This is a genomic window from Stenotrophomonas sp. SAM-B (assembly GCF_013387485.1).
GTDB classification, from domain to species: Bacteria; Pseudomonadota; Gammaproteobacteria; order Xanthomonadales; family Xanthomonadaceae; genus Stenotrophomonas; species Stenotrophomonas maltophilia_AA.
On sequence record NZ_JABBXB010000031.1, the window covers coordinates 1 to 447 of the forward strand.

Annotated in this window: 1 rRNA gene; it reads right to left on the bottom strand. The window is 58.2% G+C overall.

The annotated features are described in order from the left end of the window. Positions 1–447, bottom strand: a 16S ribosomal RNA gene (locus HH110_RS19090); the annotation flags it as partial.

Below are 447 nucleotides of genomic sequence, written 5' to 3' on the forward strand. Positions count from 1 at the left end.
CTACAGGGGTATCTAATCCTGTTCGCTCCCCACGCTTTCGCGTCTCAGCGTCAGTACCGTCCCAGAAAACCGCCTTCGCCACGGGTGTTCTTCCTGATATCTGCGCATTTCACCGCTACACCGGGAATTCCATTTTCCTCTTCCGGACTCTAGCCCGGCAGTATCGGCCGGCATTCAAGGGTTGAGCCCCTGACTTTCACAACCGACTGACCGGACCGCCTACACGCTCTTTACGCCCAATAATTCCGGACAACGCTTGCCCCCTACGTATTACCGCGGCTGCTGGCACGTAGTTAGCCGGGGCTTCTTCTGGAGGTACCGTCACTCGGGCCGCTATTAACCCGACCTTCGTCCCTCCTGAAAGAGGTTTACAACCCGAAGGCCTTCTTCCCTCACGCGGCGTCGCTGCGTCAGGCTTTCGCCCATTGCGCAAGATTCCCCACTGCA